The following is a 698-nucleotide window of genomic DNA, read 5'->3' as shown; positions in this document are numbered from 1 at the left end:
CATGGAATAACTCCTTTTTATTGTTTGCTCTTTCGTTGTGCCCAAGTGTTCAAAGCCGGTGTTGGTCGTCTTTGCGCACACGTGAAGGAGCGCCGAAGTTCAGTCGCTGGCTCCGCGCTCAAGTTTCATCCGGCCAAGTAAAGGCACGACAGTCTCCCCAACTGTCACGCCCTGACTTCAAGGCTGCCGGACACTTTATTTTTGATTGAATAAACCGAACGCAGCCAGCGCCTGATCACACTAACCTGCCACATTCCGTATAAAACGAATTATGTGCAGTCTGCCTCGTTGCACAACCCGACAGATGTAGGGGGTTGTGCATTTCTTCTTGTCATCAGTCGGGCCACGTAACGGGCAATAAGCTCGGTACGGGTCTTCACCTGCCCTTTTCTGAGCAGCGAGGAAACGTGATCGCGTACGGTATAGCCGCTGATACAGAGCTGCTGTGCTATTTCCTTGTTGGTGCAGCCTTGCAATAGCAGCCCCAACACCTCTCGTTCTCTGATTGTCACCCACATGTTGTTTCTCCTTGTGATTAGCTTGCCTACACAAATACTGTAGGAAGTGTCTTACGCGCACCGTCCGTGGCATCAGTAACAAATCGGCACACTGGCAAATTCATCTGGAACTATTTCTAACACCGCGCGCCGTACAAAAAATAAATAAAACCCAAATAAAGGAAACCGCTCAAAAACTTT

Annotated in this window: 1 protein-coding gene; it reads right to left on the bottom strand. The window is 49.3% G+C overall.

The features are described from left to right. Nucleotides 1-269 precede the first annotated feature (269 nt). Nucleotides 270-518 carry a LuxR C-terminal-related transcriptional regulator gene (locus NRB16_RS28825; RefSeq protein ID WP_200992682.1) on the bottom strand — a complete coding sequence of 83 codons (249 nt, stop codon included), beginning with the start codon at nt 516-518 and terminating at the stop codon, nt 270-272. Between the last annotated feature and the right edge of the window lie 180 nt (nt 519-698).

This window comes from Pseudomonas sp. LJDD11, assembly GCF_024584215.1.
Classification (GTDB): Bacteria; Pseudomonadota; Gammaproteobacteria; order Pseudomonadales; family Pseudomonadaceae; genus Aquipseudomonas.
This window is presented reverse-complemented; position numbering and strand designations above follow the sequence as displayed.